The sequence below is a fragment of the Neorhizobium alkalisoli genome (genome assembly GCF_002968635.1).
GTDB lineage: Bacteria > Pseudomonadota > Alphaproteobacteria > Rhizobiales > Rhizobiaceae > Neorhizobium > Neorhizobium alkalisoli.
Map to the genome: position 1 here is coordinate 1 of NZ_PVBN01000001.1, position 20,666 is coordinate 20,666.

Sequence of the window (20,666 nt, forward strand, 5' to 3'; positions counted from 1 at the left end):
CCAAAAGCGAACGATCGAGGACACGTGGCGACACATCGGCTCTCTCGTCACAACAATCCAACCCGGCGAATGCAGTAACTACTTCGTAAACGCCGGATACGCTTCCGTCAAAACATGAACCGCTCTAGCCTTTCTTCTTTGCCGTCGCGACCGGCTCGGTCGTCAGCTTGAAGTCCGCCATTTCCTTTGGCGTCAGGTAGTAGAGCCGGTCCGGCGGTGTTTCGAGGGCATTGATCCAGAGCCCGGCGCCGATGCCCATGGCGTCCAGATGCCGGGCCACCCGCGCGGTGGTAGCCTGCGCGGCGGACATGGCCTGTTCGGCCGTCGGTCGATCCCTGCCGCCGTTGAAAACCTGATGCACGCCGACAACCGCATCCTTCTCCGCCATGCGTCCGATGCCGCCTGCAAAGACGATCGGGCACGAGGAGGCACATAGGCCTTTCGAGGCCACTTGGGTGTCCAGCTTCTTCTCCCGGATCAGCTTGGACATGGCGAGCGCATCCTCGACCGAGCCGCCGGGCGAGTTGAGCATCACCGTTTTCACATACTCGCCGCGAGCCTCGATCTCCTGCGCAAAACGGCCGGCGGCGCCAGGATCGATCGTTCCCTCCGCCAAAAGCACGCCCCCGGGTTTCAGCTCGAATTTCACGGCTTGGCGAAGCACCTCTCTGGGGCTCGCCGGCTGAACCGGCGGCGCGGTAGGCACTCCATCCGTCAGCGCCGGAGGCAGGACGGGTTGGTCCCGGTGCAACGGGTCGTAGCCGGGAAGCTTTGCATTCATCGCCGTGATGTCGCGCACGTCGATGACAAGAAACACCGCCGCAGCCGACAGCAGGGCGTAGAAGGCCCCCCGCATGAGAACGCCGTCATCGAGCCGCAGGAGTGCCTTGAAGGCGTCATCGATCCTCATGCGACCGGTCCCTCGTGCGCGATTTCAGATCGAGATTGGTGATATTGTTCAGCTCCTGGGCCTCGTTTTCGGCTTCCGCCCTGGCTACGGCATCCTCGATTTCTAGACCTTTCACGGAAACGGCGCGCTGGACTTCCAGTGCCTGAAGAAGCTCTGCAGCGGTAATGCGTTCCGCGAAGGGGAGCTTTTCCTCCTGTTTGCGGATCGCGCCATGCACGACCGCGAGGATGAATACCATCCCTCCCGGCAGAAGGTCGATCGAGATCGCGCCTGCCCAGGCGGGGATGAAATCCTGCGCATAATGCAGGACGGCCTCAGCGGAGGAAAGCGGTACGAAACGCCGCTCCTGAACCGACGGCCGGGCGAGGATCTCGTCCGCTGCCTTGGCGAGCGCCTTGGACTGCGCGGTGACCGAGTTCCGGATCGTCTCCATCACCTGGGCCTGCCGGTTGACGAGGTTTGCGTCCCCTCCGTCGGCCACTGGCGCAATGAAACCGAGCGAGAGATCGTCGGCCGCACGCCGGATCGAGGGCGCCACGGAGGTTTGGGCAAGCGAGGTGATGACGCCCGTGAGCGCAACGGCCTCGGCTGAGAACTGATCGGCTCTCGGCTCGATCGTGCCCGGTGCCGAAACCAGCGAACGCATGGTTTCGAGCCTTTTCTGCCCCTGCGCAAAAAGATCGCTCACCTGTTCTCGCGAAGCGTTGATGCCGTTCTCGAGCTCCTTCATCTGCGCAGACATCTGCGAGAGAAGCTGTACGACGCTGCCTGATCCGGTCGTGCCGGTAAGCGCACCGGATTGCCGCTCGACGGCGGCAAGCTGAGAAAACCGCTCGGAGGCGCGCTGGATGTCAGGCAGAAGACTTTGCGCGGCAAGAGCGTTCTGGTGGGCACGGTCGAGATCGGCGGTATAGTCCTCGACCGTCTCCGCCAGATGCTGCTCCACCGCCGCAGAGCCCGCCAGCGCGGCAGCATTGAGCCAGCTCGACATGGCCAGGATCATCGCGGCACCCGCTGCCATCACGCCGAGCATGGCGACACGGCCCGCATGCGTCGTAACGTGCGGATAGAAGCGGGCCATGTAGGACCAGAAGGCATAGATGCCGACGGAAACGGAGGCGGAATAGATGATCGCCGCGAAGAAGACGGCGGTCGGCGAGCCGTCGAGGATCGAACGCACGCCGAGATAGGTATAGACGCCGGAGGCGAGCGCCAGCACGGCCAGCGCAAACCGGGTCATGGTTTCGACGGCCGCGACGCCGTCCTGCAAGCGTTGGGAAGCGCCGAGCGCCATGGGCAAGGTCTCCGGAAAGGAATGTATTCCTTAACAGAGAATGAAGAACCGGGCGGAATAAAGGCGTCTGCGAGCGCGCTTGCGCCGTGTCAGCCGAGCGTAAAGACGAAATAGAGCAGCGAGAGCGCGATGATCCACAATGCGACGCGGCCGGAACGGCTGTATCGGGCTTCCGCCCTGCCGATCGCCTCTGCCGTTTCGGGATCGAAACGCAAACCGTGTTCGCTCATGTGAACGAGTTCTTCGTGAAATCTTTCCGTCTTCGCGGCGATTTCCGGCGCAGCTTCCGCGAGCTTTACCATCGCCTTCAGCCCGTCCTTCAGATCGGTTACCACCCGTTTCGGTCCGAGATTGCCGCGGATCCAGTCGCCGACCACAGGTTCGGATGCCTTCCACATGTTGAAGCGTGGGTTCAGCATGCGCGACACGCCTTCGACGACGACCATCGTCTTCTGCAGGAGGATCAGTTCCGGGCGGGTCTGCATCTCGAAAAGGTCCGTTACCTCGAAGAGCAGCGCAAGCAGCCGGGCCATGGAAATCGTCTCCGCCGGCTGTCCGTGGATCGGCTCGCCGATTGCCCGGATCGCCTGGGCGAAGCTCGAGACGTCGTGGTGCGCCGGCACATAACCCGCCTCGAAATGGACTTCGGCGACACGTACGTAGTCGCGGGTGATGAAGCCGTAGAGGATCTCCGCGAGGAAGCGCCTTTCCTTTTTACCCAGCCGGCCGACGATGCCCATGTCGACGGCGACAATGGTGCCGGTTTTATCGACGAAGAGATTGCCGGGATGCATGTCGGCATGGAAGAAGCCGTCGCGCAACGTGTGACGAAGGAATGACTGGATCAGGATTTCGGCAAGCCTTTCCAGATCGTGGCCGGCAGCCTGCAATGCGCCTACGTCCGACATCTTGATGCCGTCGATCCATTCCATGGTAACGACATCGCGGCCGGTGCGCTCCCAGTCCACGCTCGGCACACGAAAGCCGGGATCGTCCTTGATGTTTTCGGCAATCTCGGAAAGCGCAGCCGCTTCCAGGCGGAGGTCCATCTCCACCTTGGTGGTCTGCTCGAGTGTCCGCGTCACCTCGACGGGCCTGAGGCGCCGGCTGGACGGCACGAAGCGTTCCTGCATGCGAGACAGCAGGTACATGCTCTCGATGTCGTGGGCGAAGCGCTGCCGGACGCCGGGCCGTACAACCTTCACCGCCACCGTCCTGTCGCCGATCGTGCAGGGATGCACCTGGGCGATGGAGGCCGCGGCGATAGGCTCCCCGAAAGAGGAGTAGAGATCGCTGATGGGCCGGCCGAGCGAGCCTTCGATCGCTGCCTTGGCGATGTCGGTCGGGAAATAGGCCATGCGGTCCTGCAGAAGAGCGAGATCCACGGCCCAATCCACGCCGACCACGTCCGGGCGAGTTGCAAGGAACTGGCCGATCTTGACGTAGGAGGGCCCCAGCCTGTCGACGGCGCGGGTCAGCCGTTCGCTGCGTGCCTGCTTGAGCGAATGATTGCGGGCCAGCGGCTCCAGGAGCGACTTCACGAGGCCGACCGATGGCGGCAGGCCTTGCGAAGGAAGGGCCGATACCACCCCTTCGCGCACCAGAACCCAGCCGACACGCACAAGTCGGAAATAAGCGCCGATCGTGCTCATGCGATCAAAGCTTCCAACCGGAATGCAGTGCTGCAATGCCGCCGGTGTAATTGGTGTAGGTCACGCGGGAGAACCCGGCATCGCGGATCATCGTGGCGAAATTTTCCTGGTTGGGGAATTTGCGGATCGATTCCACCAGATATTGATAGGGCTCGGCATCGCCGGTGATCATCTTGCCGAAGCGGGGGATCGCCTTGAAGGACCATTCCTCATAAAAGCGCTCGAGCAGCGGCATCTCGACCTCGGAAAATTCCAATACCAGCAGCCGCCCGCCGCGTTTGAGTACGCGGTAGGCCTCTTTCAGCGCGACATCGATATGCGGGACATTGCGAATTCCGAATGCGATCGTATAGGCATCGAAGGAGTTGGCCTCGAAGGGCAGGGATTCGGCGTTCGCTTCGACGAAATCCAGGTTCTCGGAAAGCTTGTGCTTGGTGGCCCGCTCGGCGCCCACAGCAAGCATCGAACCGTTGATATCGAGCACGGTGACATGGGCCTTGCGTCCCGAAGCCTCGACGATCCGGAAGGCTATGTCGCCGGTGCCGCCTGCCACATCGAGGGTCCTATAGCCGCTGTCCTTGCACGGGTTGAGCGCAGCTATCATGGCATCTTTCCAGACCCGATGCATGCCGGCCGACATCACGTCGTTCATCACGTCGTAGCGCTTGGCCACCTTGTGGAAAACGTCGTTGACCAGGCCCTGCTTCTCACCCTCTGCAACCCGGCGGAAGCCGTAGGAGGTCTCCATGCCGCCTTCAGCGCTGGTACGGGCTTCGGTCATCGGTGAACTCCTTACTTCCATTCGCGAGCGACCATAGCGAAATCACTTGCACCTCGCTATCTGTGGTCCACCCATTATAGATGCATGCGACATCCGGTCCGCTCTATAGAGCAGGAACGGGATGGTTGGAACAGGAAGTTAGGTAGCTATGCCCGAATTGCCAGAGGTGGAAACCGTCCGGCGTGGTCTCGCGCCGGCAATGGAAGACGCCGTCATTTCGCAGCTGGAACTCAATCGGCCGGATCTGCGCTTTCCGCTTCCGGAAAACTTCGCCGAAAGGGTGGAAGGACGCCGGATCGTGTCGCTCGGCAGACGTGCCAAATATCTGCTGATCGATCTGGAGGACGACCTGACGGTCATCAGCCATCTCGGCATGTCCGGCTCCTTCCGGATCGAGAACGAGACGCCGGGCGAGTTTCATCATCCGCGGTCCAAGGACAGCAAGCACGATCACGTGGTCTTTCATCTTGCGGGGGAGAGCGGGCCGCTGCGGATCATCTATAATGACCCGCGCCGCTTCGGCTTCATGCACCTATGGAAGCGCAGCGAGCTTGATCTTTATCCGGCCTTCTCCGAACTGGGTCCCGAACCGACCGGCAATGCGCTGCATGCGGATTATCTGGCAGGGCGCCTTGCCGGCAAGAACCAGCCGCTGAAGGGCGCCCTGCTCGATCAGACAGTGATCGCCGGCCTCGGCAACATATATGTGTGCGAAGCGCTGTGGCGTTCGCATCTTTCCCCGAAACGCGCCGCCGGCAGCGTCGTCACAAAGACGGGAAAACCGAAAAAGGAACTCCTGGCGCTCAATGAAGCCATCCGCAACGTCATTGCGGATGCGATCGCCGCCGGCGGTTCGTCGCTTCGGGACCATATTCAGACCGATGGCTCCCTCGGCTACTTCCAGCATTCCTTCTCGGTCTACGACCGCGAAGGCGGGGCTTGCCGCACGCCGGGCTGCGGCGGTACGGTCGCCCGCATCACCCAGGCGGGCCGCTCCACATTCTATTGCCCGGCCTGCCAGAAATAGGAGAGGAGACACCGGATGAGCTATGAAACCCTGTTGACCGAGATCCGCGAGTCCGTGGCGTTGATAACGCTCAACCGGCCTAAGGCGCTGAATGCCCTCAATTCCACCGTCATGACTGAGCTCACCGAGGCGCTGGCGGGCTTTGCCAAGGACGAAGGCATTGGTGCGATCGTTCTGACCGGTTCCGAAAAGGCCTTCGCCGCCGGCGCCGATATCAAGGAAATGCAGGGTATCGATTTCGTCGACGCCTATGTGAACGATTTCATTTCCGGTTGGGAGGCGATCGCCGCGACCCGCAAGCCAATTGTCGCGGCCGTATCCGGTTTCGCCCTCGGCGGTGGTTGCGAGCTTGCCATGATGTGCGATTTCATCATCGCTTCGGAAAACGCGAAGTTCGGCCAGCCGGAAATCACCCTCGGCGTCATCCCCGGCATGGGCGGCTCGCAGCGTCTCACCCGCGCCGTCGGCAAGGCGAAGGCCATGGACCTGGTACTGACGGGACGGATGATGGATGCGGCCGAGGCCGAACGCGCCGGCCTGGTATCGCGGATCGTGCCGCCGGAACGCCTGGTCGATGAGGCGGTGGAAGCGGCCGCCAAGATTGCCTCCTTCCCGCGGGCGGCTGTCTTGATGGCCAAGGAAGCGGTTGCCCGCTCTTTCGAGACCACGTTGGGAGAAGGCCTGCGTTTCGAACGGCGGCTCTTCCATTCGCTGTTTGCCACGGCCGATCAGAAGGAAGGCATGAGCGCCTTCGTCGAAAAGCGTAAGCCGCAATTCTCAAACCGGTGAAACAGACGCGCGATTGGTCAAATTGCGCGTTGACTGGAGCGGGTATTCCGGCTATATGCCCGCCCACAGTTGGGAAAGCCTGATCACGGCTTCCTCTATTGCTCCCGAATTGCTGGATCGAGGGTCGCAGGACCGACGCGGCAACGGCGGAGTTTTGGTTCGAATTCGTAGAGAGGCATGAAATGGCCAATACAACTTCGGCGAAAAAAGCGACCCGCAAGATCGCTCGCCGTACCGCAGTCAACAAGGCTCGCCGTTCGCGCGTCCGTGGCTTCATCCGCAAGGTCGAAGAAGCGATTGCAACTGGTGACATCACGGTTGCTGCCGAAGCTCTCAAGGCTGCGCAGCCTGAGATCCACCGTGCTGCGACCAAGGGCGTGCTTCATAGCAATACAGCGTCCCGCAAGGTGTCTCGCCTGGCGGCTCGTGTGAAGGCTCTTTCGGCCTAATCGCTCAGTCAAATTTGCGTCACAAAAAAGCCTGGTCCCTTGACCGGGCTTTTTCTGATTCTCTCAGCTAACCTTATATTTACCCGGCTTAGTAACAAATTCGTGTCAGCGGCGTGACAGAAATTCTTATTTTATTTCAATAAGTTAGGGGAGGTGGCTAAGCGAGGGTATGGCTGAAGTGCCCGGCGGATGCCCCTCGACTGAGTCAAGAAGATTTTTATTTTTTTTGTGAACGATCACGCCGAATGTATGTCATTTTTGAATCCCATTGATTCAAAAGCGATTCTCCATGAAGGCCTCTGTGACATTCAAATCACGCTGAGAGAGTCAACGCCCAGCTCTTAATTTTGCGTAAAATTCATCATTGATCTTGGCATTTGATCCTGCCTAAATGGCCTCCAGCAAGGGGCGCGGGGATTACTTCAGAGGGCTGCCGGCGGCCGTTCTTTCAGAACGGCGCGGAGACTTTCTGCCCCTTGCAACGGGACAAATCTTGCCCGTTTTCCATATAACCATCGGTTGTGATCCGGAAATTTCCCGTTTCCGGAAACGGCCGGATATTGTCGAGGCCGGACCGCGCATCGCGGAGCTGGTGCAAAGGAGGAGAGGCAGGTTCGAGCGGCCATGACGAGGATGGGCGTTCGGTGCATGCGGAGTGGCTTCCGCAGGTTTGGTCCGAGTACGAGGCGGGCTGGGCAAAGCTTTCGATCTGCTGTTGAGGCGGGGAAGCATAAAAGGACCGGGCGGCGATGTTCTCAATGATTGGGAGTGTTTTGCTGTGCCTGGGAAAACGAGGTTTGTCCTGGCGGCGTAAACGAGACCGCCGGGCTATGAATTGGAAGGCGGCGCATAATGCATATCAATATCGTATCGAACCGTGCAGGTAATGGGGACCAGTCACGGCAAGCATTTGATTCAGTTTGCTCTCAGGCGGCAGGGGAAACATCAGAAATGAAGCATGATGCTCTTTTCGAGCGATTCAGCACGCGTTTGAAGGCACAAGTCGGTCAGGACGTTTATGCAAGTTGGTTTGGGCGTTTGAAGCTGCATTCGGTCTCGAAGAGCGTCGTTCGGCTGACGGTGCCGACGACCTTTCTGAAGTCCTGGATCAACAATCGATATCTCGATCTCATCACCTCCATCTTTCAGGCGGAAGACGCGGAAATCCTGAAGGTGGAAATCCTGGTGCGCAGCGCAAGCCGCAACACCCGCGTCCCGGTAGCGGGAGAAGAGCGCGCGCCCTCGGCGGAGCCGGCTCCCACCCAGTCCTTCCAGCGTCCGCAGATGCCGCGCGAAATCGGCAAAATTGCAACTTTTCCGACACCGACGGCTTCGGCTCGTCCGGCGCAGACCCCAAGCCCGCTGTTCGGCTCGCCGCTCGATAGCCGCTTTACCTTCGAAACCTTCGTGGAAGGCGCATCGAACCGCGTCGCGTTGGCTGCGGCGAAAACCATCGCCGAAGCCGGCGCCGGTGCGGTCCGCTTCAATCCGCTCTTCATTCATTCCGGCGTCGGTCTCGGCAAGACCCATCTCCTGCAGGCGATCGCCAATGCTGCAGTCTGCAGCGAGCGGATGCCGCGTGTCGTCTACCTGACGGCGGAATATTTCATGTGGCGCTTTGCGACCGCCATTCGCGACAACGATGCCTTGACGCTCAAGGATTCGCTGCGCAACATCGACCTCCTGATCATCGACGACATGCAGTTCCTGCAGGGCAAGATGATCCAGAACGAATTCTGCCATCTGCTCAATATGCTGCTCGACAGCGCAAAGCAGGTGGTGGTCGCCGCCGACCGTGCTCCGTGGGAGCTGGAATCGCTCGACCCGCGGGTCCGTTCGCGTTTGCAGGGTGGCGTGGCGATCGAAGTCGAGGCGCCGGACTACGAGATGCGTCTCGAAATGCTGAAGCAACGGCTGGCCGTCGCCCGCCAGGACGATCCGTCGCTCGACATTCCGGTGGAAATCCTCTCCCATGTCGCACGCAACGTCGCAAACAGCGGCCGTGAACTGGAAGGCGCATTCAACCAGCTGATCTTCCGCCGCTCTTTCGAGCCGTCGCTGTCGATCGAGCGCGTGGATGAGTTGTTGGCTCATCTGGTCGGTGCCGGCGAAGCCAAGCGTGTCCGCATCGAGGACATCCAGCGCATCGTCGCGCGCCACTATAATGTCTCGCGTCAGGAACTGGTGTCGAACCGCCGAACGCGGGTGATCGTGAAGCCGCGTCAGGTGGCCATGTATCTTTCGAAAACCCTGACACCGCGCTCGTTCCCGGAGATCGGGCGCCGGTTTGGCGGCCGGGATCATACCACGGTGCTCCATGCCGTTCGGAAGATCGAGGAATTGATCTCAGGCGATACCAAGTTGAGCCACGAGGTCGAGCTCTTGAAGCGGCTGATCAACGAAAACAACGCCTGAGGTCATGTTTCTTCTGTCCGTCGCAACGATATGGGCCTTGGCGTGCATCACGCCAGGGCCTAACACGTTGCTCGTGATGCGTTACGCTTTGACCGCGCCGAGGCGGGTGCCGATCGTCGCGGCGACGGGCACCATCACCGGCACCTTCTGCTGGGGCCTCGCCGGCTGGCTTGGCATCAATGTTCTGTTTCAGACCGCTCCATTCGCCTATCTGGCTCTGAAGATCGTCGGCGGGCTTTATCTTGTCTGGCTGGGGGCAAAGATTTTTCTGGATGCCCGGAAGGCGAGGCAGGCAACAGATCTCGCGCAACGGGTCGATGTGCCGTTGAAGACTGCTTACCGAATGGGATTGGCGACCAATCTCGCCAATCCGAAATCGGCGCTTTTCGTCGCAAGCCTTTTTGCGGCGACCATGCCGGCCGGAACACCTTTCTTTTATGGTCTGGGCGCAATTGCGGTCATGCTCGTCGTCTCGACCGTCTACTATGCTTGCCTGATCGGTCTCATAACCCACCCGACGACCGCGGCCGGTTACCTGAAGGCCAAAAAGAAGATAGATGTCGGTGTCGGCCTGATCTTCGTGGGCTTCGGCACGAGGCTCTTGTTGTCGCAGCGATAGGACAAACGCAGATGCAGGGCGATCCGACCTCCACGTTTTATGCCGAAAATGCCGAGGCATATGCGGGACGCCTGACCGAGCCGAGCAGGCGGCAGCTGGACCTGTTCCTTGCGAAGCTCCGAGCCGGTGCGGATATTCTCGAACTCGGCTGCGGCAATGGGCGCGACAGCGCCGAGATGATCAAACGTGGCTTCCACGCCACGCCAACGGATGGCACTCCGGAAATGGCTGAAGAAGCGGCAAAGCGCCTCGGCGTGCCGGTGTCAGTGCTGCGTTTCGAAGATATCGATGCGGTCGAAGCCTTCGACGGGATATGGGCAAATGCCTGCCTGCTGCATGTCCCTCGCGCGAAACTCGGCGGCATTCTCGAAAGGATCCGCCTCGCGCTCCGACCGGGAGGCTTGTTTTACGCGAGCTTCAAGGCCGGCGAGGCAGAGGGCCATGACAGCCTCGGCCGCTTCTACAATTATCCGTCCAAGGGGTGGTTGAAGGAACTCTATGAGAGCTTGTCCTGGACCTCGATCGAGATCGCCGAGGAGCATGGCACTGCCTATGACAAGCGGCCGACCGATTGGCTTCATGTATTGGCAGCAAGACGGTAGTTTTCGGGTGTCAGCAGGCCAGATCGGCTACCACGGCGTCGAGGATCAGCATTCCCGATGGCGTGCAGCGTAGCCGCGAATTGCCGAGCCGTTCGATAAAACCGTGCTCCAGAAGTCGTTCCTCGCGCACCGGATCGGGATCGCGGCCGGAAAGCTGCTGCCAGCGCGCGAGATCGACACCCTCGCGGAGTCGAAGACCCATCAGCAGCAGTTCGTCGGCCTGCTCTTCGAAGCCAAGAACCTCCTGATCCAGCATGCCGTGCCCTTGGCTCTCGACGAGATCGAGCCAGCTTTCCGGGCGCCGCTCCGTGGCGGTGGCTATCTTCTGGTTCCCCCGACTAAGCCTGCCATGCGCACCGGGGCCGATGCCGGCATAATCGCCATAACGCCAGTAGGTCAGGTTATGGCGGCTTTCGGCGCCCGGCCGGGCGTGGTTGGAGACTTCGTAGGCAGGCATGCCATTCCTTGCCATGATCTCCTGCGTCGCTTCATAGAGCGTGGCCGATTGATCTTCGTCCGGCACGATCAGTTTGCCCGCCTTGTGGAGCCCGTAGAAAGGCGTGCCTTCCTCGATCGTGAGCTGGTAGAGCGACAGATGATCGACGGCGTAGGAAATTGCTTCGTTGAGCTCTGTTTCCCACGCCTCGACCGTCTGTTTTGGTCGCGCATAAATGAGATCGAAACTCATGCGCGGAAAGATCTCGCGAGCGAGGCGGATCGCCTTCAGCGCATCGGCGACGTCGTGCAGCCGTCCGAGGAATTTCAGATCCGCGTCGTTCAGCGCCTGGACGCCGAGCGATACGCGATTGACGCCGGCACTCCGGTACCCGCGGAAGCGGGTCGCCTCGACGCTCGACGGGTTGGCCTCCATGGTAATCTCGATGCCATCGGGCATGTGCCAGTGTCTGGCGATCCCGTCCAGGATGGCCGAAACGGTGGCCGGATCCATCAGCGAGGGTGTGCCGCCGCCCAGGAAGACGCTGGTTACGGTTTTCGGGCCGCTCATCGCCCGCATCGCCTCCATTTCTTTCAGGAAGGCGGCGGTGAAGCGCGGCTGGTCCACCGGCTTATGGCGTACATGGCTGTTGAAGTCGCAATAGGGACACTTGGCCGCGCAGAAGGGCCAATGCACATAGACACCGAACCCCGGTTCGCCCGTGTCAGGCAAAAGTGCATCGGAAAGAAGGGAGACGGAAGGGGTCAGCTCAAGCCTCCAGGCAGGTTTCGACGAAGCGCTTGAAGGCGCGGGCGCGGTGAGACAGCGCCTCCGGCTCGCCGGGCTGCCAGCCATGTTTCTGTTCGCTGCTCATTTCCCCGAAGGTGATGTCATAGCCTTGCGGCTGAAATACGGGATCATAGCCGAAACCCTGGGTTCCGCGCGGCGGCCACACGACCGCGCCTTCCACTTCGCCGCGGAAAAATTCCGTATGGCCGTCGGGCCAGGCAAGGCAGAGCACGCTGACAAAGCGGCTGGAGCGTTGCTCGGCCGTCCTCGCACTGCGTTCTTCCAGCGCCTTTTCGACCTTCTCCATCGCCATCTGGAAATCGCGGGTGCCGTCCTCACGCTCCGCCCAGTTGGCGGTATAGACGCCGGGCGCCCCATCCAACGCGTCGATCACCAGGCCGGAATCGTCGGATAGCGCCGGCAGGCCGGATGCCTTGGCCGAGGCAAGCGCCTTGATCGCAGCATTCTCTTCGAAAGTCGTGCCCGTCTCGTCCGGCTCGGCAAATTCCAGCTCGGCTGCCGATTTCGCCGAAAAGCCCAGCGGGCCGATCAGCTCGGCGATCTCGCGGATTTTCCCGGCGTTATGGCTGGCGACGACGATGGTCTTGGTATCGAGCTTGCGCATCAAAATTCCTATTCGATATTCCACAGCTTCGGCTCGGCGCATTCCAGACTATTGCCCGCCGGATCGCGGAAATAGATCGAGCGGGCGCCGTTCGGCCAGTGAAAGTCGCTTTCGATTGTTATGCCTGCCTTGTTCAGCTTTTCCCGGAGCCTGTCAATCGCCTCGCCGCTGACGCGGAAACAGGCATGGCCGGATCCGGTGGTGCCGTGCGGCGGCACCGGCAGCGCATCCCGGGACGGCGGCTTCACCGTCTCGGCTGGATTGAAGATCAACAGGATCCCGGGACCACAGCGGAAGAAGACGTGCCGGTTGCCGGCACGCAAGACCTTTTCAAGGCCCAGAACGCCGCCGTAGAAAGCTTCGGCGGCGTCGAGATCATCGGCATAGAGCGCGGTTTCGAGAATGCCTTCGATCAACGCGCTCTCCCTTTCGTCAGGCGATCGCCTGCTTCTGCAGCGCCACCAGCTCCTGCGTCCCGGCCTGGGCGAGCGAGAGCAGCTTCAGGAATTCTTCCTGGCTGAACGGCGCGCCTTCCGCCGTTCCCTGAACTTCGACAATGCCGCCGGCGCCGGTCATCACGAAATTCGCGTCCGTTTCGGCGGCGGAATCCTCGAGATAATCGAGGTCGATGACCGGCTGGGTGGCGAAGATCCCGCAGGAAATTGCCGCCACATGATCCTTCAGCACCTTCTCGACCTTGATCATCGAGCGAGCTTCCATCCACTTCAAACAGTCGTAAAGCGCCACCCAGCCGCCGGTGATCGACGCCGTGCGCGTGCCGCCGTCGGCCTGGATAACGTCGCAGTCGACGGTGATCTGCCGCTCGCCGAGTGCTTCGAGATCGATGACGGCGCGAAGGGAGCGGCCGATCAGGCGCTGGATCTCCTGCGTACGTCCGCCCTGCTTGCCGGCCGCCGCTTCCCGCTTCATGCGCTCGCCCGTGGCGCGCGGCAGCATGCCGTATTCGGCAGTCACCCAACCCTTGCCGGAATTGCGCAGCCATGGCGGCGTCTTTTCCTCAAGGCTCGCCGTGCACAGCACATGCGTATCGCCGAACTTGACGAGGCAGGAGCCTTCCGCATGCTTGGAAAAATTGCGCTCGAACGAGACCTTGCGCATCTGGTTTGTCTGTCTGCCTGAAGGCCTCATGCTTCACTCCTGAATTACGTTGGCGTCTTCTAAGACTCCAGCCGCGCTTTTGCAAAGGAAAACCCCGGCCGTTTGCGGGATGCGTCACGGCAGGAACAATTATTTCCAATTTGCGCCGGCCGGGGGAATGACTATATTTCCCTTGGAGATCAACGGCACGGTGAAGGATTAGATGGGTTTTTCTGGACCGACGGGTAGAGATGGCGGGTCTGTTCTCGATGACCGTTCGCGGGAAATATTCCGTCGCATCGTCGAAAGCTATCTCGAAACGGGCGAGGCGCTCGGTTCGCGAAATCTTTCGCGTCTCCTGCCCATGTCGCTCTCGCCGGCCTCCGTACGTAATGTCATGAGTGATCTGGAGGAGCTCGGCCTCATCTATTCGCCGCACGTCAGCGCCGGCCGTCTGCCGACGCAAACAGGCCTCCGTTTCTTTGTCGACGCCTTCATGCAGGTGGGAAACCTCTCGGAAGAGGAGCGCGCCGCAATCGACCGGCAGGTTCGTCGTGCCGATCGCGATCAGCCGATGGAAAGCCTGATGGCGGAAGCAAGCCTGATGCTTTCCGGCGTGTCGCGTGGCGCCGGGCTCGTCATCACGACCAAGAGCGACCCGGTTCTCAAGCATGTGGAATTTATCCGCCTGGAGCCGACAAAGGCGCTTGCGGTGCTGGTCGGCGACCATAACCAGGTCGAAAACCGCATCATCGAATTGCCGGCAGGCGTCACGTCCTCGCAATTGGTGGAGGCAGCAAATTTTCTGAATGCCCACCTGACAGGTCAGACCCTTCCGGAACTGCGCAATCAGCTTACCAAGCTGAAGGACGCGGTGCAGGGTGAGCTTTACGCCCTTTCCCAGGATCTGGTCGAGCGGGGGCTGGCCGTCTGGTCGGGCGACAGCGAGGAAGGCAAACCGAGCCAGCTTATCGTCCGCGGCCGCGCCAACCTCCTTCAGGGCCTCGACGAGACGGCTGATCTCGACCGGCTGCGGCTTCTCTTCGATGATCTCGAAAAGAAGGACAGCCTGATCGAAATCCTGGAGCTTGCCGAAAGGGGACCGGGCGTTCGCATCTTCATCGGGTCCGAAAACAAGCTGTTCTCGCTCTCCGGCTCGTCCTTGATCGTCGCACCCTATCGCGATGGCGAGGACCGTATCGTCGGAGCCGTCGGGGTTATCGGGCCGACCCGCCTCAATTATTCCCGCATCGTGCCAATGGTGGATTATACCGCCCAGCTTCTGGCAAGGCTGTCACGCTGAAACCGGCTGTATGGGGGCCCAAGTTTCCCGGCGAGCCTTGATTTTTCCACTTTAAACCTCGATATCGGGCACAAATCCAAAGCCATACATCCTAGTGAAGAATAACCGGAGACCGTCATGACCGACGAAACCAAGAAGCACGGACCTGACGCAACTGCCGCCGAGAACACGGCGGAAGCCGTGGCGTCTGCGCTCTATGACGCGGCCAATCAGGACGCCGAAGCACCGGCCGCCGCCGAGCCCGACCCCATCGAGGTTTTGAGGGCGGAGAACAATGAATTGCGCGATCGCTTCCTGCGCCTCGCCGCCGAAATGGACAATCTGCGTCGCCGCACCGACCGCGATGTCAAGGATGCCAAGTCCTATGCCGTGGCTGGTTTTGCGCGCGACATGCTCGCCGTTTCCGACAATCTGCGCCGTGCATTGGATGCCGTCCCGACGGAAATGCGCGCGGCCGCCGACGCGGCGCTGACGACGCTGCTTGAAGGTGTCGAACTGACGGAGCGTTCCATGCTCTCGGCGCTCGAGCGTCACGGCATCAAGAAGATCGATGCGGAAGGCCAGAAATTCGACCCGCACTTCCACCAGGCCATGTTTGAAATTCCGAACGCCGCTGTACCGAACAACACGGTCGTTCAGGTCGTCCAGGCGGGCTACACGATTGGAGAGCGCGTGTTGCGTCCGGCCATGGTCGGTGTTGCCAAGGGCGGCCCGAAATCCGAAGCCACGGCCGCGTAGCAGGCGGGCGAAAAGAACGCCTGAGAAGTTTGGAGGCGGGCGGTTTCGCCCGCCTTTCCACAGTGTCGGACGCCACGGTTGAGCGTCCTGATGACGGACGATATCAGGATACGCCAAGGCGGTTGCAGCCCGCATGACTTGCCGATCCTCAGGATCGGTTATAAAAATATAACGTGTCAGCCGATTCGGATATCGATGCCGTTTTCAAAGCTCTCGCCCATCCTCGGCGAAGGCTGATTCTCGACCGGCTGAAGGACCGCCCGCAAACCACCGGATGGCTCTGCGAAACCTTCTCCGACATGGATCGCTGTACGGTGATGCAGCATCTGAAGGTTCTGGAGGAGGCCGATCTGGTGATCGTGAGAAGGGAAGGGCGCGAACGCTGGAATTACCTCAACGCGCTCCCCATCAAGGCAATCCAGGATCGGTGGATTGGCGATTATGCCGCTCACGCCGTTGGCCTGCTGGGCCGGCTTCAGGCGGACCTGAAGGATTGAGGATCGAAGCAAATCTGCCCGGCGCTCTATCTGAGGCCGGGCAGCTTCGTTCGTCCCCACAAAAATCGGCGAACTTTCCTCAGGCGGCGTGGTTTGCCTGTTCTTCATTCAGGAAAGCATAGATGGCGGTGGCGGAGTCCGTCTTGCGAAGCTTTGCCACCAGTTCCTGATCTCTGAGAACGCGCGCAATTCGAGACAGTGCTTTCAGGTGATCGGCGCCAGCGCCTTCGGGAGCAAGCAGCAGGAACACGAGATCCACCGGCTCGTCGTCCAGCGCCTCGAAGTCGACCGGGCTCTCAAGGCGCGCGAAAATGCCTTTGATCGACGAAATGCTGTTGAGCTTGCCGTGCGGAATGGCGATCCCATGCCCGACGCCGGTGGAACCGAGCCGCTCGCGCTGCAGGATGATGTCGAAGATTTCCCGCTCGCCGACGCCGGTGAGCTTGGAAGCCTTGGCCGCCAGTTCCTGCAGGAGTTGCTTTTTGGAATTCACTTTCAAGGCAGGGATAATCGCATCTTGCTGCAGCAAATCTGCCAATGCCATTCTAGTCATCCTTTGTGCCGCAAGAGCTCCCGCTCCAGGCGAGGGGAAGCGCCGCTTCCGACGCTCTCCCCAAGATTGTTCAGTTCTTGATATTGGTGGAATCGATCCAGCCAATATTGCCGTCGTTGCGGCGGTACACGATATTCAACTCTTCCTTGCCCGGGCTGCGGAACAGCAGCACAGGCTCGTCGGTCATGTCCAGCGCCATCACGGCGGTTGCGACCGACATCGTCTTCAAAGGTTTTGAGCTTTCCGCGACGATGGTCGGCGCAAAATCCTCAGGCACTTCGTCTGCTTCATCCGGTACGCGGTCCATGACCGTATATGCGACTTCGGCATGGCCATTCAGGTGGTTGCCGGCGTGATGATCCTTGAGGCGCCTCTTGTAGCGACGCAGCCGCTTCTCAATCCGCGCAGCCGCGGCATCGAAACTGCCCTGTGGGTCATTTGCCTCTCCTGCCGCATGCAATACGATCCCGGTGTCGAGATGCACCTTGCAGTCGGCCGAAAAACGCGAGCCGGATTTTTCTACGATGACTTGGCTCGAATATCCCCCGTCGAAATATTTCGTAACCGCCTCACCGATCTGTTCCTCGATCCGTAGGCGGAACGAGTCGCCAATTTCCATATGCTTACCGGATACACGGACACCCATGGAATTTTTCCTTCTTGTCGTGACTTGCGTGTTTCAGTCTACGCCAAGCCGTCCCCTCATCCAAGCCACCCGCATGCGACAAGGTCAAATTGCTGCAATCTTTGCCTGGCTGGTTGTTGGGATCCTTAAAGCCGCGTCCCGAGCAATTGCGGCGGGCTTCTAGCTCCCGTGGTCCCAAATGTCAACGGTCGCGGAGCTTGGGAATTCTACGTAGCCAGGGGAGGGCCTAGGCTGATTTTGCGCCTGGATGCGTCGAGAGGGACTGCGAAATGTCCGGTATTTGCCCCGTTCGCCCCCTGTTCAGGCACCAGGCCAGTAAAGCGTTTTAGAAGGCCGCAACTTTTGCAAGTGCCCGCTTCTCCCGGCGCCGCTGAACCGAAGACGGAATGTTCATCGCCTCCCGGTATTTGGCAACGGTCCGGCGGGCGAGATCGACGCCGCCGCGTTTCAGGCTGATGACGATATCGTCGTCCGAAAGAACCGCCTCGGGCGTTTCCTGTGCAATCAGTTGGCGAATCCGGTGGCGCACCGCCTCGGCGGAGTGGTTGTCTCCGCCTTGTTCCGCCGAACCGATCGAGACGGTGAAGAAATATTTGAGTTCGAACAGGCCCCGTGGCGTAAGCATGTATTTGTTCGAGGTGACCCGGCTTACCGTCGATTCATGCATTTTGATCGCCTCGGCGACCGTCTTGAGATTGAGCGGTCGGAGGTGATCGACGCCGTGCATCAGGAAGGCGTCCTGCTGGCGGACGATTTCAGCCGCAACCTTGATGATCGTCTTGGCGCGCTGGTCCAGACTGCGGGTCAGCCAATTCGCATTCTGCATGCATTCCGAAAGGAAATTGTGGTCCTCGCCACCTTTCGGGGAGCTCTTCGAGACCGTCTGGAAATAGGCCTGATTGACGAGGACGCGCGGCAGCGTATCGGGGTTGAGCTCGACCATCCAGGTGCCATCAGGGGCGGCACGGACGACGATATCAGGGGAAATCGTCTCCGACGCGCCACGTTCAAAGCTGGCGCCCGGCTTCGGATTGAGCCCGCGAATTTCGGCGAGCATATCGATAAGGTCCTCGTCATCGACACCGCAGATCTTCCGGAGAGAGGCGAAATCGCGTTTGGCGAGCAATTCGAGATGCCGGACGAGGGCATCCATGGCGGGGTCGAGCCGGTTCTTCTGGCGAAGTTGGATCGCCAGGCACTCGCTCAGAGACCGCGCGAAGACCCCGGGGGGATCGAGGGTCTGCAGCTTGTTCAGGATCGTTTCCACATCTTCGATGCGCTTGGCGAGCCGGGCGGCGGTTTCCTCGATGCCGCCTTGCAGGTAACCCGCCTCGTCGAGCTGATCGACCAGATGCTGTGCGATCAGCCGGTCGCCCGCGCCGGTGATGAGAAACGGGATCTGTTGGTTCAGGTGGTCCCGCAGCGTCACCTGGCCGGCCACGAATTCGTTCAGATCGTAGTCGTCGCCGGATTCCCCTCCCGGCATCGACTTCCACTGGCTCAGCAGTTCCGGGGCATCGGCACGGCGGGCCGGGCCGTCGTCGGGAAAGACGTTTTCAAATCCCGTATCCAGACCTTCGCCAAGACGCTCGGCGGTCAGCGCGGAATTGCTCTCGTACCAGTGGCCGTCGCTGGACATGTGAGGAGCTTCGCCGTTTCCGCTTTCGGTTTCGGAGAAGCTTTCCTCGGTTTCAAAACCTGTTTCCGTGCCGCCTTCGATCTCGCCTGACGCAATTTCGAGCAGCGGGTTCTTCTCGACTTCCTGTGCGATGAATTGGTTGAGTTCGAAATGCGTCATCTGCAGCAGTTGAATGGACTGCATCAACTGCGGCGTCATCACCAGCGACTGGGTCTGCTTCAGGAAAAGGCTGGTGGATAAACCCATGGCGGACGCGAAACTCCCGTGAAATCCCCTTTGCGTCCCGTCATGAGACAGCCCAACGCGCCTCGGCCACCTCCGCACGGAGCCAAATTTGCATCTGGCACAAGAATTGCTTTTTTGAAAGATTTGGTCAAGCGCTGCAGGGCGGGAAAGTAAATTTCTTCCGCGCGCTACAGGCTGAACTTGTCGCCCAGGTAAAGGCGGCGGACGTCGGGGTTGTTGACGATGTCGTCAGCCCGGCCATGCGTCAGGACCTCGCCGGCATGAATGATATAGGCGCGATCGATGAGACCGAGTGTCTCGCGAACGTTGTGGTCCGTTATCAGAACGCCGATGCCGCGGGCCGTCAAGTGGCGCACGAGGTTCTGGATATCGGAAACCGAGATCGGGTCGACGCCTGCAAAAGGTTCGTCGAGCAGCATGAAGGCTGGATCGGTCGCAAGCGCACGGGCGATTTCGAGCCGTCGCCGCTCGCCGCCGGACAGGGCGACGGCTGCAGACTTCCGGAGCTGGCTGATATGGAATTCTTCCAGAAGCTCGTCGAGCTTGCGTTCCCGCTTGTCCTTGTCCCGCTCGTGCACTTCGAGCACGGCGCGAATGTTTTCCTCCACCGTCAGTCCGCGGAAAATCGAGGCTTCCTGAGGCAGGTAGCCGACGCCGAGCCGGGCCCGGCGATACATCGGCATATGGGTGACCTCGTTGCCGTTGATGGCGATCATGCCTTCATCGACCGGCACGAGTCCGGTAATCATGTAAAAGCAGGTGGTCTTGCCGGCACCGTTCGGTCCGAGCAGTCCCACAGCTTCGCCGCGGCGCACGACCAGCGACACGCCATTGACGACACGGCGCGTATCATAGGTCTTGGAAAGTCCGTGCGCGACCAGTGTCCCCTCGTAGCGCGCTTTGTCGCGTGCAACGAAGGGTTCGGGCGCAGACGGCTTCCTGGCCGACAGACGGGAGAGCAGCGTTGTTTTCACGAGATACGTCTATTATTGCTTCGGTTGCGGCTGCCGCGACTTCGGGTCGAGCAGGATTTCGACGCGGCCGCCGCAGGCATCGAGCTTGGCCTGGCCGGTTTCCATCATCACCGTGAGCCTGCAGCCCTTGAAGACGTTGGGTCCTTCCGACAGCACGACCTGCTTGCCCGAAAGCACGAAAGTCTGCGTCGCCATGTTGAACTCGCCCTTTTCGGCGGTCGCCTGCTGGGTGCCGGAGGTCAGGAAAACGGTGTCGTCCAGAAAGATCTTGTCGATATTGGCATTGCCAGACGTCACGGACGCACCTTCACCGGTATAGAGGACCGTCATCTTGCCGGCCTTCATCGTGGTCGAGCCTTGCACGACCTGGACGTTGCCAGTGAAGAAAGCCTTCTTTTCCTGTTCCTTGATCTCAAGCTGATCGCTCTGGATCTGGATCGGTTGGTCGTTGGAGAGCTTCAGGCCCTCCATCTGGCTTGTTGTCGATTGCGCAGAAGCTGTCGCGGCAAAACAGCACGCGAAGCCTGCCGCGATCACAAATGCAGTATTCCGGTTGAAAAGGCGGCGATTGGTCATGACGGCCG

The 20,666-nt window shown here is 60.4% G+C and carries 22 protein-coding genes and 1 pseudogene; 10 read left to right on the plus strand and 13 right to left on the minus strand.

Annotation, left to right across the window (positions count from 1 at the left end):
* Positions 1–118: pseudogene (locus C5L13_RS28885) on the plus strand (IS630 family transposase); the annotation flags it as partial.
* A gap of 6 nt (positions 119–124) precedes the next feature.
* Here C5L13_RS28885 and C5L13_RS00010 read toward each other — a convergent pair.
* From C5L13_RS00010 to ubiE, 4 genes are all read right to left on the minus strand, one after another.
* Complete coding sequence (locus C5L13_RS00010) at positions 125–910, minus strand: COG3904 family protein (protein ID WP_105381237.1); 786 nt, start codon at positions 908–910, stop codon at positions 125–127.
* The gene (locus tag C5L13_RS00015) at positions 897–2,204 is read right to left on the minus strand and encodes a hypothetical protein (RefSeq protein ID WP_105381238.1); all 1,308 of its coding nucleotides are present in this window, start codon (positions 2,202–2,204) and stop codon (positions 897–899) included. Before C5L13_RS00015 ends, C5L13_RS00010 begins: the two co-directional genes overlap by 14 nt.
* Before the next feature lie 89 nt (positions 2,205–2,293).
* The gene (ubiB, locus tag C5L13_RS00020; protein ID WP_105381239.1) at positions 2,294–3,856 is read right to left on the minus strand and encodes a 2-polyprenylphenol 6-hydroxylase; all 1,563 of its coding nucleotides are present in this window, start codon (positions 3,854–3,856) and stop codon (positions 2,294–2,296) included.
* A 4-nt stretch (positions 3,857–3,860) separates the two neighbouring features.
* Positions 3,861–4,637, minus strand: coding sequence for a bifunctional demethylmenaquinone methyltransferase/2-methoxy-6-polyprenyl-1,4-benzoquinol methylase UbiE (gene ubiE / locus C5L13_RS00025; RefSeq protein ID WP_105381240.1), 777 nt, complete (start codon positions 4,635–4,637; stop codon positions 3,861–3,863).
* Between the two features lie 148 nt (positions 4,638–4,785).
* Here ubiE and mutM point away from each other — a divergent pair, with 148 nt between their 5' ends.
* From mutM to C5L13_RS00055, 6 genes are all read left to right on the plus strand, one after another.
* On the plus strand, positions 4,786–5,664 hold the full coding sequence (gene mutM / locus C5L13_RS00030; protein WP_105381241.1) for a bifunctional DNA-formamidopyrimidine glycosylase/DNA-(apurinic or apyrimidinic site) lyase: 879 nt from the start codon (positions 4,786–4,788) through the stop codon (positions 5,662–5,664).
* A 15-nt stretch (positions 5,665–5,679) separates the two neighbouring features.
* Positions 5,680–6,453, plus strand: a complete 774-nt coding sequence (locus C5L13_RS00035; protein ID WP_105381242.1) for an enoyl-CoA hydratase — start codon at positions 5,680–5,682, stop codon at positions 6,451–6,453.
* Between the two features lie 182 nt (positions 6,454–6,635).
* The gene (rpsT, locus tag C5L13_RS00040) at positions 6,636–6,902 is read left to right on the plus strand and encodes a 30S ribosomal protein S20 (RefSeq protein ID WP_105382003.1); all 267 of its coding nucleotides are present in this window, start codon (positions 6,636–6,638) and stop codon (positions 6,900–6,902) included.
* 852 nt (positions 6,903–7,754) lie between these two features.
* The gene (gene dnaA, locus C5L13_RS00045) at positions 7,755–9,317 is read left to right on the plus strand and encodes a chromosomal replication initiator protein DnaA (RefSeq protein WP_105381243.1); all 1,563 of its coding nucleotides are present in this window, start codon (positions 7,755–7,757) and stop codon (positions 9,315–9,317) included.
* A gap of 4 nt (positions 9,318–9,321) precedes the next feature.
* Positions 9,322–9,936 carry a LysE family translocator gene (locus C5L13_RS00050; RefSeq protein WP_105381244.1) on the plus strand — a complete coding sequence of 205 codons (615 nt, stop codon included), beginning with the start codon at positions 9,322–9,324 and terminating at the stop codon, positions 9,934–9,936.
* A gap of 11 nt (positions 9,937–9,947) precedes the next feature.
* On the plus strand, positions 9,948–10,538 hold the full coding sequence (locus tag C5L13_RS00055) for a class I SAM-dependent methyltransferase (RefSeq protein ID WP_105381245.1): 591 nt from the start codon (positions 9,948–9,950) through the stop codon (positions 10,536–10,538).
* Between the two features lie 10 nt (positions 10,539–10,548).
* Here the strand turns inward: C5L13_RS00055 and hemW are convergent, their stop codons facing one another.
* The 4 genes from hemW to rph are packed head-to-tail and all read right to left on the minus strand — an operon-like array spanning position 10,549 to position 13,537.
* Positions 10,549–11,706 (minus strand): radical SAM family heme chaperone HemW, encoded by a 1,158-nt coding sequence (gene hemW / locus C5L13_RS00060; RefSeq protein ID WP_407070389.1) that lies wholly within the window; start codon positions 11,704–11,706, stop codon positions 10,549–10,551.
* 37 nt (positions 11,707–11,743) lie between these two features.
* Positions 11,744–12,388 (minus strand): RdgB/HAM1 family non-canonical purine NTP pyrophosphatase, encoded by a 645-nt coding sequence (gene rdgB, locus C5L13_RS00065; RefSeq protein WP_105381246.1) that lies wholly within the window; start codon positions 12,386–12,388, stop codon positions 11,744–11,746.
* An 8-nt stretch (positions 12,389–12,396) separates the two neighbouring features.
* Positions 12,397–12,804, minus strand: coding sequence for a VOC family protein (locus C5L13_RS00070; protein ID WP_105381247.1), 408 nt, complete (start codon positions 12,802–12,804; stop codon positions 12,397–12,399).
* A gap of 16 nt (positions 12,805–12,820) precedes the next feature.
* Positions 12,821–13,537 carry a ribonuclease PH gene (rph, locus tag C5L13_RS00075; protein WP_105381248.1) on the minus strand — a complete coding sequence of 239 codons (717 nt, stop codon included), beginning with the start codon at positions 13,535–13,537 and terminating at the stop codon, positions 12,821–12,823.
* A 172-nt stretch (positions 13,538–13,709) separates the two neighbouring features.
* Between rph and hrcA the strand changes: the two genes are divergently transcribed.
* From hrcA to C5L13_RS00090, 3 genes are all read left to right on the plus strand, one after another.
* Positions 13,710–14,789, plus strand: coding sequence for a heat-inducible transcriptional repressor HrcA (gene hrcA / locus C5L13_RS00080; RefSeq protein WP_105381249.1), 1,080 nt, complete (start codon positions 13,710–13,712; stop codon positions 14,787–14,789).
* 117 nt (positions 14,790–14,906) lie between these two features.
* Positions 14,907–15,527, plus strand: coding sequence for a nucleotide exchange factor GrpE (grpE, locus tag C5L13_RS00085; RefSeq protein ID WP_105381250.1), 621 nt, complete (start codon positions 14,907–14,909; stop codon positions 15,525–15,527).
* Between the two features lie 173 nt (positions 15,528–15,700).
* Positions 15,701–16,024, plus strand: a complete 324-nt coding sequence (locus C5L13_RS00090; protein WP_105381251.1) for an ArsR/SmtB family transcription factor — start codon at positions 15,701–15,703, stop codon at positions 16,022–16,024.
* Between the two features lie 79 nt (positions 16,025–16,103).
* Here the strand turns inward: C5L13_RS00090 and ptsN are convergent, their stop codons facing one another.
* From ptsN to C5L13_RS00115, 5 genes are all read right to left on the minus strand, one after another.
* Positions 16,104–16,568, minus strand: coding sequence for a PTS IIA-like nitrogen regulatory protein PtsN (gene ptsN, locus C5L13_RS00095; protein ID WP_105381252.1), 465 nt, complete (start codon positions 16,566–16,568; stop codon positions 16,104–16,106).
* Positions 16,569–16,647: 79 nt separating this feature from the next.
* Entirely contained in the window at positions 16,648–17,223 is a 576-nt protein-coding gene (hpf, locus tag C5L13_RS00100) for a ribosome hibernation-promoting factor, HPF/YfiA family (RefSeq protein WP_105381253.1), read from the minus strand.
* A gap of 325 nt (positions 17,224–17,548) precedes the next feature.
* Positions 17,549–19,108: an RNA polymerase factor sigma-54 gene (gene rpoN / locus C5L13_RS00105; protein WP_105381254.1), complete on the minus strand. Its 1,560-nt coding sequence runs from the start codon at positions 19,106–19,108 to the stop codon at positions 17,549–17,551.
* 167 nt (positions 19,109–19,275) lie between these two features.
* The gene (lptB, locus tag C5L13_RS00110; protein WP_105382005.1) at positions 19,276–20,058 is read right to left on the minus strand and encodes an LPS export ABC transporter ATP-binding protein; all 783 of its coding nucleotides are present in this window, start codon (positions 20,056–20,058) and stop codon (positions 19,276–19,278) included.
* A 36-nt stretch (positions 20,059–20,094) separates the two neighbouring features.
* The gene (locus C5L13_RS00115; RefSeq protein WP_105381255.1) at positions 20,095–20,658 is read right to left on the minus strand and encodes an LptA/OstA family protein; all 564 of its coding nucleotides are present in this window, start codon (positions 20,656–20,658) and stop codon (positions 20,095–20,097) included.
* Positions 20,659–20,666 lie beyond the last annotated feature (8 nt).

What these genes read in the sequence shown, in the direction of transcription:
- C5L13_RS00010 (WP_105381237.1), bottom strand. Translation starts at nt 910, where the DNA reads ATGAGGATCGATGACGCCTTCAAGGCACTCCTGCGGCTCGATGACGGC.
- C5L13_RS00015 (WP_105381238.1), bottom strand. Translation starts at nt 2,204, where the DNA reads ATGGCGCTCGGCGCTTCCCAACGCTTGCAGGACGGCGTCGCGGCCGTC.
- ubiB (WP_105381239.1), bottom strand. Translation starts at nt 3,856, where the DNA reads ATGAGCACGATCGGCGCTTATTTCCGACTTGTGCGTGTCGGCTGGGTT.
- ubiE (WP_105381240.1), bottom strand. Translation starts at nt 4,637, where the DNA reads ATGACCGAAGCCCGTACCAGCGCTGAAGGCGGCATGGAGACCTCCTAC.
- mutM (WP_105381241.1), top strand. Translation starts at nt 4,786, where the DNA reads ATGCCCGAATTGCCAGAGGTGGAAACCGTCCGGCGTGGTCTCGCGCCG.
- C5L13_RS00035 (WP_105381242.1), top strand. Translation starts at nt 5,680, where the DNA reads ATGAGCTATGAAACCCTGTTGACCGAGATCCGCGAGTCCGTGGCGTTG.
- rpsT (WP_105382003.1), top strand. Translation starts at nt 6,636, where the DNA reads ATGGCCAATACAACTTCGGCGAAAAAAGCGACCCGCAAGATCGCTCGC.
- dnaA (WP_105381243.1), top strand. Translation starts at nt 7,755, where the DNA reads ATGCATATCAATATCGTATCGAACCGTGCAGGTAATGGGGACCAGTCA.
- C5L13_RS00050 (WP_105381244.1), top strand. Translation starts at nt 9,322, where the DNA reads ATGTTTCTTCTGTCCGTCGCAACGATATGGGCCTTGGCGTGCATCACG.
- C5L13_RS00055 (WP_105381245.1), top strand. Translation starts at nt 9,948, where the DNA reads ATGCAGGGCGATCCGACCTCCACGTTTTATGCCGAAAATGCCGAGGCA.
- rdgB (WP_105381246.1), bottom strand. Translation starts at nt 12,388, where the DNA reads ATGCGCAAGCTCGATACCAAGACCATCGTCGTCGCCAGCCATAACGCC.
- rph (WP_105381248.1), bottom strand. Translation starts at nt 13,537, where the DNA reads ATGAGGCCTTCAGGCAGACAGACAAACCAGATGCGCAAGGTCTCGTTC.
- hrcA (WP_105381249.1), top strand. Translation starts at nt 13,710, where the DNA reads ATGGGTTTTTCTGGACCGACGGGTAGAGATGGCGGGTCTGTTCTCGAT.
- grpE (WP_105381250.1), top strand. Translation starts at nt 14,907, where the DNA reads ATGACCGACGAAACCAAGAAGCACGGACCTGACGCAACTGCCGCCGAG.
- ptsN (WP_105381252.1), bottom strand. Translation starts at nt 16,568, where the DNA reads ATGGCATTGGCAGATTTGCTGCAGCAAGATGCGATTATCCCTGCCTTG.
- hpf (WP_105381253.1), bottom strand. Translation starts at nt 17,223, where the DNA reads ATGGGTGTCCGTGTATCCGGTAAGCATATGGAAATTGGCGACTCGTTC.
- rpoN (WP_105381254.1), bottom strand. Translation starts at nt 19,108, where the DNA reads ATGGGTTTATCCACCAGCCTTTTCCTGAAGCAGACCCAGTCGCTGGTG.
- C5L13_RS00115 (WP_105381255.1), bottom strand. Translation starts at nt 20,658, where the DNA reads ATGACCAATCGCCGCCTTTTCAACCGGAATACTGCATTTGTGATCGCG.